This window comes from Nocardiopsis prasina DSM 43845, from assembly GCF_000341265.1.
GTDB lineage: Bacteria > Actinomycetota > Actinomycetes > Streptosporangiales > Streptosporangiaceae > Nocardiopsis > Nocardiopsis prasina.
The window spans coordinates 1-8,952 of sequence record NZ_ANAE01000170.1 but is presented as its reverse complement, the minus strand read 5'-3'; the positions used below and the strand labels follow the sequence as shown (position 1 = coordinate 8,952).

Genomic DNA, 8,952 nt, shown 5'->3' with positions numbered 1-8,952 from the left:
GGCACCGAACACGGGCCAAAGCGAAGCGGAGGCCCCAAAAAGAAGGCACTGAACTCCTAGAACCGCGGGTCCTCCGTGTAGCCGCCGAACTCCTCTCCCATCGTGGCGCAGATCTCGCCGAGGGTGGCCTCGGCCCGGGCGGCGTCCATGATGAGCGGGATGAGGTTGCCGTCCTCGGCGCGGACGCCCTCCAGGAGGCGGGCCAGGGCGTGGTCCACGGCGTCCTTGTCGCGGGCGGCCCGGCGCTCGGTGAGGGCGCGCTTCTGCTCGTGTTCGACCTCGTGGCTGATCTTGAGGATGTCGAGTTCGCCGGAGACGGTGGCGGTGTGGCAGTTCACGCCGACGATGCGCTTGTCGCCCTTCTCCAGGGCCTGCTGGTACTGGAAGGCGGACTCGGCGATCTCGGAACTGAAGTAGCCGTTCTCGATCCCGGCGAGGATGCCGGAGGTCATCGGGCCGATGGCGTGTTCGGCGTCCTCTCCCCCGCCCATGCGGAGGATCTGCTCGAAGATCCGTTCCGCCTCGGCCTCGATCTCGTCGGTGAGCGCCTCCACGTACCAGGAGCCGCCGAGCGGGTCGGCGACGTTGACCACCCCGGTCTCCTCCATGAGGACCTGCTGGGTGCGCAGGGCGATCTCGGCGGACTGCTCGGTGGGCAGGGCCAGTGTCTCGTCGAGGGCGTTGGTGTGCAGTGAGTTGGTACCGCCGAGCACGGCGGAGAGCGCCTCGACGGCGGTGCGCACCACGTTGTTGTAGGGCTGCTGGGCGGTGAGCGAGACCCCGGCGGTCTGGGTGTGGAACCGCAGCCACTGGGCCTTCTCGGTCTTCGCGCCGTAGGTGTCGCGGATCCAGCGGGCCCAGATGCGGCGGGCGGCGCGGAACTTGGCGATCTCCTCGAAGAAGTCGATGTGGGCGTCGAAGAAGAAGGAGAGTCCGGGTGCGAAGCGGTCGATGTCCAGGCCCCGGGACAGGCCCAGCTCCACGTAGCCGAACCCGTCGGCCAGGGTGTAGGCCAGCTCCTGCGCGGCCGTGGCCCCCGCCTCGCGGATGTGGTAGCCGGAGACCGAGAGCGGTTTGAAGGCGGGGATGTGCTCCGCGCAGTACTCCATCAGGTCGCCGATGAGGCGCAGGTGGGGTTCGGGCGGGTACAGCCACTCCTTCTGGGCGATGTACTCCTTGAAGATGTCGGTCTGGAGCGTGCCGTTGAGGCCGCCGGTGTCGACACCCTGGCGCTCGGCGGCGACCAGGTACATGCAGAAGGCCGGGATGGCCGGTCCGCTGATCGTCATGGACGTGGTGGTCTCCCCGAGGGGGATGCCGTCGAAGAGCAGGTCCATGTCGGCGACGGAGTCGATGGCCACGCCGCAGTGCCCGACCTCGCCGAGGGCCTGCGGTGAGTCCGAGTCGTGGCCCATCAGGGTGGGCATGTCGAAGGCGACCGAGAGTCCTCCGCCGCCCTGGGCGAGGATCATCTTGTAGCGCTCGTTGGTCTGCGTGGCGTTGCCGAACCCGGCGAACTGGCGGATGGTCCAGGCGCGGCCCCGGTACCCGGTGGGGTACAGGCCCCGGGTGTACGGGTACTCACCGGGCCAGCCGACGCGCTCGAAGCCCGGGACCTCCGCGCCGGGCCGGGGCCCGTAGACGGGTTCGAGGGGACGCCCGGACAGCGTGGTGAAGTCCGCGTCGCGCTTGCGGGCGGAGTCGTAGCGGCGCTGCCAGCGATCGCGCCCGGCCTCGATCTCCTGGGCCCCGCCGCCGTCGGTGGGCTCTCCTGTGGTGTTCGCCATACCAAGATAGTAGGACGTCCAACTAAATAAGTACAGACAGGGCGTCCCCGGCGCACGTGCGCGGGTGGACGGCCCGGTCAGCGCCGCTCCGCCGCCTCGGCCACGGGGGCGGGGAAGTCACCGAAGTCCACCCTGAGCCGGGTGAGCAGCTGGTGCACGCCCCAGAGCTCCTCGTCGGAGTAGCAGCCGACCCCGAAGTCCATACCGAGGAGCGCCTGGGTGGCCTCCTCCGTGACCTCGCGCCCAGCCTCGGTGATCTCCGCCAGCACGCCCCGACCGTCGCTCGGGTTGGGGCGGCGGAGCACCAGGCCCTGCCCCTCCAGCCGGTCGATGGTGTTCGTGACGCTGGTGGGGTGCACCATCAGCCGCTCACCGATCTTGCCCAGCGGCAGCGAGCCGGAGGAGCTGAAGGTGAGCAGGACCAACGCCTCGTACCGGGCGAAGGTCAGGCCGAACGGCTTCAGAGTGCCGTCCAGCTCGCCGATGAGGAGCTGCTGCGCGCGCATGAGGGAGGTGACCGCCGCCATGGCGGGCGAGGCTCCCCATCTCTGACTCCAGTTGTCGTGAGCGCGCTCGATCGGGTCGAACGGAAGGTTCAAAGGGTTTCCCACGCCGTCACTCTAGGCCGTGTTCGGTGGGCGCTGGACGGTGTTCCGAGTCGGCCCGGAACGGGGAAGCACATCGTCGCCTCACCGACAAGGGGGGTTCCGTGGCCGGAAGGGGACACTTTCCGCTCGGGGCCACTGGTCCGGCCCGTCAACTCGACGGATCACCCGGAGGAGACCGGTCCCCCTCCCTGAATCCGATGCGGCTCGGCGAAAACTTCCCGGCGGGGCGTTGACGGGGCCCGTAATTATTAGTTAAGTTTCCTAAAAATTTATCCCCCCACGTCAGGGCCGCAGAAGCCCCCTCGGGCCTTGACCCCTCCCCCCAGGAGACCTCGCGACGTGAGCTCACGACGATTCAGAACCCACCTCTCGGTGGCGGCCGCCGCCGCGCTGGTGGCGCCACTCGCTCTCTTCGTCCCGCCCGTGGCCGCAGAGGGCGCCGAAAGCGCCGAGCCCTCCGACCTCAGGGTCACCTACGTCGAGTCGGCCCGCTGGAACACCGGCTACACCGGCGAGATCACCGTCCACAACGCCTCCGGGGCGGACCTGACCGACTGGACCCTGCAGTTCGACCTCCCCGAGGGCAGCAGCGTCCACCAGCTGTGGAACGCCACCCTCGTGGGCACCGCCCAGGACGGCTACACCGTGACCCCTCCGCACTGGGGCGCGGCGATCCCCGCCGGCGGCACCTACCAGTTCGGCTTCAACGGCGTCCACACCGGCGGCAACAGCCACCTCCTCGACTGCACCGTCAACGGCGCCCCGTGCGCGGGAGAGCCCGACGAGGGGCCCCAGCACGGCAGCCGCAGCATCGCCTACTTCACCCAGTGGGGCGTGGAGGAGCGCGGCTACGGCGTCCGCGACCTCGTCGACTCGGGCAGTGCCGAGAAGCTCACGCACATCAACTACGCGTTCGGCAACGTGGGCCCCGACGGCGAGTGCTTCATGACCAACGAGCCCGAGGAAGGCGACGCCCGCGCGGACTACGGCCGGGCCGTCCCCGCCTCGGAGAGCGTCGACGGCGCCGCCGACGGCCCCGGCCAGCCCCTGCGCGGCAACTTCAACCAGCTCCGCAAGCTGAAGGAGCAGTACCCCAACCTGATCGTCAACATCTCGTTGGGCGGCTGGAACTGGTCCAAGCACTTCTCCGACGCCGCGCTCACCCCCGAGTCCCGTGAGCGGCTCGTCAGCTCTTGCGTCGACCTGTACCTGAAGGGGAACCTCCCGGTCATCGACGGGGCGGGCGGCGAGGGCGTCGGCTACGGCGTCTTCGACGGCATCGACCTCGACTGGGAGTGGCCCGCCTCCGACGGCAACCCGCACAACGTGGTCCGTCCCGAGGACCGGGAGAACTTCACCGCCCTGGTCCAGGAATTCCGCGACCAGCTGGACGAGCTCGGCGCCGAGACCGAACGCCACTACGAGATCAGCGCGTTCATGCCCGCCGGCCCCTGGCGCATCGACACCGGCTTCGAGCTGGACGAGATCATGCCCAACATGGACTACATCACCGTCCAGGGCTACGACTACCACGGCACCTGGGAGTCGGTCACCAACCACCAGTCCAACCTGGTCCCCGACCCGCGCGACCCCGGTGACGTGATCTCCACCCAGACCACCATGCAGGCCTACCTCGACCGCGGCGTCGACCCCGACAAGCTGGTCCTGGGCGTGCCCTTCTACGGGCAGGGCTGGACCGGTGTGGAACCGGGCCCTGAGGGAGACGGGCTCTTCCAGCCCGCCACGGGCCCCGCCTCCGGCACCTACGCCGACGGCAGCGAGGAGTACCGCAACCTCAAGGAGCTTCCCGGCTACGACCTGTTCCGCTCCGACGACCTCGGAACGGCCTGGCTCTACGACGGAGAGACCTTCTGGACCTTCGACGACGAGACCGCCATGACCCAGAAGACCGACTGGGTGACGGACAACGGCCTCGGCGGAGTCATGATCTGGTCCATCGACGGCGACGACACCGACGGCAGCCTGATGGCCGCCATCGACACGGCGCTCGTCGGGTAGGACCGAGGACCCCCGCCTCCGGTCGAGGCCGGTGGCGGGAACCAGCGGCGTCGGTGCTCTGATCCGGGGAGCACCGCCGCCAGGCCGGGGCGGACCGACGTGCGACGGTCCGCCCCGGCCGCCTCGTGTCCGGGGTCGATCCGGTACTTCGAGGACGGGAACTCCGGCGATCCGGGCAGGGAGCGCGCTACTCCCCCGTGGCGGCGCCGAGCTCCTTCAGGAGCAGGTCCGCGGCGGCGTAGGGGTCGCGCTCACCGGCCGCGACCTCCCGGGCCAGATCGTCCAGTCCGTGCTCGGAGCCCACACCACCCATCCGGGCGCGCAGCAGGTCCAGCACGATCGCCTCCACCTCGTCACGTGCGCGCCGACGGCGCCGCGACGCGAGTTCCCCGGACTTCTCCAGGTGCGCGCGGTGCTCCTCCACCCGCCCCCAGAGTTCGTCGATCCCCTCGTCCTTGGCAGCCACCGTCATGGCGATCGGCGGCTTCCACTCGTCGTCAGAGCGGTCCTTCATCGCGATCATCTGCCGCAGCTCGCGAAGGGTCACCTTGGCGCCGTCCCGGTCCGCCTTGTTCACCGCGAACACGTCGGCGGCCTCCAGCACCCCGGCCTTGGCGGCCTGCACCCCGTCGCCCATGCCGGGGGCGCTCAGCACGACGGTCGTGTCCGCCAGACCGGCGATCTCCACCTCGGCCTGGCCCACGCCGACCGTCTCCACGAGGATCACGTCGAACCCGGCCGCGTCCAGCACCCGCAGGGCGTGCGGGGCCGCCCAGGACAGCCCGCCCAGGTGCCCGCGGTTGGCCATGGACCTGATGTACACGCCCGGATCGGTGGCGTGTTCCTGCATCCGCACCCGGTCACCGAGCAGGGCGCCGCCGGTGAACGGCGAGGAGGGGTCCACCGCCAGGACCGCGACCGACAGGCCGCGGGAGCGCACCGCGCGCACCACGGCGTTGGTCGTGGTGGACTTGCCCACCCCGGGCGAGCCGGTGAAGCCGACCACGCGGGCCCGTCCTGTGTGGGGCGCCAGCCCGGCCATGATCTCGCGCAGTTCGGCGGCACCGTTCTCGACCAGGGTGATCGCGCGGGCCAGTGCCCGGCGGTCACCCCCGCGAACCCGTTCGACCAACTGGGGGGCGTTCATGCGACTCCTCGACCTCGACCTGCGGACATGTGTCGGGGCGGTGGCCCGACGCCCCCGCCCCGTACGATCTCACTCCCGACCGGCCCGCGCACGGACCGGACGGGTGCTACTCCCCGGGCACCGTGAACAGCAGGGCGTCGCCCTGGCCACCGCCGCCGCACAGAGCGGCCGCGCCGAGCCCGCCGCCGCGGCGACGCAGCTCGTGGATCAGGTGGAGGGCGATGCGGGCTCCGGAGGCGCCGATCGGGTGACCGATCGCGATGGCGCCGCCGTTGACGTTGACGATGTCCTCAGAGACACCGAGGTCCTTGGTGGACTGGATGCCGACCGCGGCGAAGGCCTCGTTGATCTCGATGAGGTCCAGGTCCCCCACTTCCTTGCCCGCCTTGGTGAGCGCGTGCCTGATGGCGTTGGAGGGCTGGGAGTGCAGGGAGTTGTCCGGACCGGCGACGTTCCCGTGCGCGCCGATCTCGGCGAGGATCGGGACGCCGAGCTCCTCGGCCTTGGCTCGGCTCATCACGACCACGGCGGCGGCGCCGTCGGAGATCTGCGAGGAGGAACCCGCGGTGATGGTGCCGTCGCTGTCGAAGGCGGGACGCAGCCTGCCCAGGCTCTCGACGGTGGTGTCGGGCCGGACCCCCTCGTCGTGGGAGAACACGACCGGGTCGCCCTTGCGCTGCGGGATCTCGACGGGGACGATCTCCGCGTCGAACCGGCCCTGCTCGGCAGCGGCCGCGGCGCGCTGGTGGGAGCGGGCGGCGAAGGCGTCCTGCTCGGCGCGCTCGATGCCGAGCTTGCCGTTGTGGCGCTCGGTGGAGGCACCCATCGAATCGCCCTCGAAGGCGTCGGTGAGGCCGTCGTGCGCGGTGGCGTCCAGGACCTCGACGGAGCCGTACTTGTAGCCCTTGCGGGACTTGGGCAGCAGGTGGGGGGCGTTGGTCATGGACTCCATGCCGCCCGCGACCACGATGTCGAACTCGCCCGCGCGGATGAGCTGGTCGGCCAGGGCGATGGCGTCCAGGCCGGAGAGGCAGACCTTGTTGATGGTCACGGACGGGACGTCCATGGGGATGCCCGCCTTCACGGCGGCCTGACGGGAGGGGATCTGCCCGGCGCCCGCCTGGAGGACCTGTCCCAGGACCACGTATCCCACCTGGTCTCCGCTGATCCCGGCGCGTTCCAGCGCCGCCTTGATCGCGAAGCCGCCCAGGTCGGCGGCGGAGAACCCGGCGAGGGAGCCGAGGAGACGGCCGGTCGGGGTCCGGGCCCCACCGACGATGACGGAACCGGGCATCTTAACTGGCCTCCAAGTGATGGGTGTCTCAGCTGGTCTGCAACGATACCCACACAGGTCCCAGCGACGTTCGGGAGGTTCGCCAGTGAGTGACGCACCCAGCCCCACCGGCCCATTCGCGGGTCTGACCCGGTTGGACCACGTGGGGATCGCCTGCCGCGACCTCGACGCGTCCGTCGAGTTCTACCGGACCACGTACGGGTTCGAGGTGGAGCACGAGGAGGTCAACGAGGAGCAGGGCGTCCGCGAGGCGATGCTCCGGATCAACGGCACGGACGACGGCGGCGCCACGTACCTGCAACTCCTGGAGCCGACCCGGGAGGACTCCCCCGTGGCGAAGTTCCTGGCCCGCAACGGCGAGGGCGTGCACCACATCGCGTTCGGCACCGGCGACGTGGCCGCGAGCGCGGCCGGGGTGGCCGAACACGGGGTACGGGTGCTCGACGCCGAGCCGCGCTCCGGTACCGCCGGTTCGCGGATCGTGTTCCTGCACCCGAAGGACTGCGGCGGAGTCCTCACCGAGTTGGTGCAGAGCGCCCACTAGCGCCATGCTGAGGGAAGTGGTCGGCCGATTCACGTCACGGGGAAGTTCCGGACTCATCACAGCTTGAGTTCCCGTGGCTCGGTTGACCACGGACCCCACCGGAAGTTGCCCGAAACCCCCTTCCCAGGGGTGTCCTGCTTGATAAAGTCGGCTAGCTGCCGGATGTGTTCGCATCCGGCGTGGTCCATGTCTTGCAGTCCGGTCAGTGAGCCGGGACGGTCGCATCCGGGTGTCCACCACATCCACGCGACCGTCGGAGGCGGTCAGGGTCATCACGGGAGCTCGGAACCCCGTCGCACCGGTCCGCCCGCGTCCCGGCTCGCGCCCCTCCGGGCGAAAACCCGCCCCCCGGGGGCACACAGCAGCCGCCCTCCTGCCGCCCCCGGCAGTTTGCAAGTAGCCGTCTCGCACCCGTTCAGGATTCCGCCACATGTCGTCAAACAACATTGACACCCAGCTCAACAACATCTTCGACGAAGACAACACCCCGCCAGAGTTCGACGTGGTGCTGCGTGGCTTTGACCGCACCCAGGTGCAGGACTACCTGGACGGGCTGCGCAACGAGGTCAAGCAGTCCAACAAGCAGCTCGACAAGGCCAAGTCCGAGCTGAACGCGAAGAACCGCCAGCTCCAGGAGCGGGAGCGCCCCTCCTACTCCGGCCTGGGCTCCCGTATCGAGGAGCTGCTGCGCCTCGCCGAGGAGCAGGCCAACGAGCTGGTGCAGAGCGCCCAGATCGACGCCAACGACATCCGCTCGGCCGCCCAGATCGAGGCCGCCGAGATGCGCGCGGCCGCCGAGTCGGAGGCCACCGAGGTCCGCACGCTGGCCCAGCGTGAGGCCGACGAGCAGCGCCAGGCCGCCGAGTCCGAGGCCGAGGAGATCAGCACCACCGCCCGCCGCGAGGCCGACGAGCTGGCCTCGACCACCGAGCGCGAGGTGCAGAAGAAGCGTTCGGCCGTCGACCACGAGATCGCCGAGAAGCGCGCCACCTTCGAGGGTGAGATCGCCAAGCTGCGCACCACCACCGAGCGTGAGTGCGCCCAGGCCCGCGCCGCCGCCAAGCGGGAGCGCGACGAGACGATCCAGTCGGCCAAGAGCCAGGCCGAGGAGCTGCGCAAGAACGCCGAGCGCGCGTACGCCGAGTCCGAGGCCCGCCGCACCGAGACCGAGGACCAGTTCGAGCTCCAGCTGGCCGACCGCCGTGCCGAGGCCGAGCGCCAGGACGCCGAGCGTCTGGCCGCCGCCCAGGCCGCCACGCAGAAGATGGTCAACGAGGCCGAGGAGCGCGCCTCCAGCGCCGAGCAGCGCGCCACCAAGGCCAGCCAGCAGGCCGAGCAGACCCGCCGCGACGCCGAGAACCACGCCAAGCAGCTGGTCAGCAACGCCAAGAAGAACGCCGGTCAGATCGAGGCCGAGGCCAAGTCCAAGGCCGAGCACCAGCTCGGTGACGCCAAGTCCGAGGCCAACCGGATCATGACGGCCGCCAAGAAGGAGGTCGACGAGCTCAACCGCCAGCGGGACAGCATCCAGTCGCACCTCCAGCAGCTGCGTC

General features: G+C 70.1%; 7 protein-coding genes. 3 read left to right on the top strand and 4 right to left on the bottom strand.

The window, feature by feature from the left end:
- Positions 1–56: 56 nt before the first annotated feature.
- Both D452_RS0120970 and D452_RS0120965 read right to left on the bottom strand, forming a co-directional pair.
- Entirely contained in the window at positions 57–1,787 is a 1,731-nt protein-coding gene (locus D452_RS0120970; RefSeq protein ID WP_017546105.1) for an acyl-CoA mutase large subunit family protein, read from the bottom strand.
- Positions 1,788–1,864: 77 nt separating this feature from the next.
- The gene (locus D452_RS0120965) at positions 1,865–2,386 is read right to left on the bottom strand and encodes a MarR family winged helix-turn-helix transcriptional regulator (RefSeq protein ID WP_017546104.1); all 522 of its coding nucleotides are present in this window, start codon (positions 2,384–2,386) and stop codon (positions 1,865–1,867) included.
- 348 nt (positions 2,387–2,734) lie between these two features.
- Between D452_RS0120965 and D452_RS0120960 the strand changes: the two genes are divergently transcribed.
- Complete coding sequence (locus tag D452_RS0120960) at positions 2,735–4,414, top strand: glycosyl hydrolase family 18 protein (RefSeq protein WP_017546103.1); 1,680 nt, start codon at positions 2,735–2,737, stop codon at positions 4,412–4,414.
- A 187-nt stretch (positions 4,415–4,601) separates the two neighbouring features.
- Here the strand turns inward: D452_RS0120960 and meaB are convergent, their stop codons facing one another.
- Together meaB and D452_RS0120950 are read right to left on the bottom strand one after the other, a co-directional pair.
- Complete coding sequence (meaB, locus tag D452_RS0120955) at positions 4,602–5,561, bottom strand: methylmalonyl Co-A mutase-associated GTPase MeaB (RefSeq protein WP_017546102.1); 960 nt, start codon at positions 5,559–5,561, stop codon at positions 4,602–4,604.
- A 106-nt stretch (positions 5,562–5,667) separates the two neighbouring features.
- Entirely contained in the window at positions 5,668–6,855 is a 1,188-nt protein-coding gene (locus tag D452_RS0120950) for an acetyl-CoA C-acetyltransferase (protein ID WP_017546101.1), read from the bottom strand.
- Positions 6,856–6,940: 85 nt separating this feature from the next.
- On the opposite strand from D452_RS0120950, the gene mce reads away from it, so the two are divergent.
- Entirely contained in the window at positions 6,941–7,399 is a 459-nt protein-coding gene (gene mce, locus D452_RS0120945; protein ID WP_017546100.1) for a methylmalonyl-CoA epimerase, read from the top strand.
- Positions 7,400–7,829: 430 nt separating this feature from the next.
- Positions 7,830–8,952: DivIVA domain-containing protein (locus tag D452_RS0120940; RefSeq protein ID WP_017546099.1), on the top strand; the 1,123-nt coding region annotated here is incomplete at its 3' end.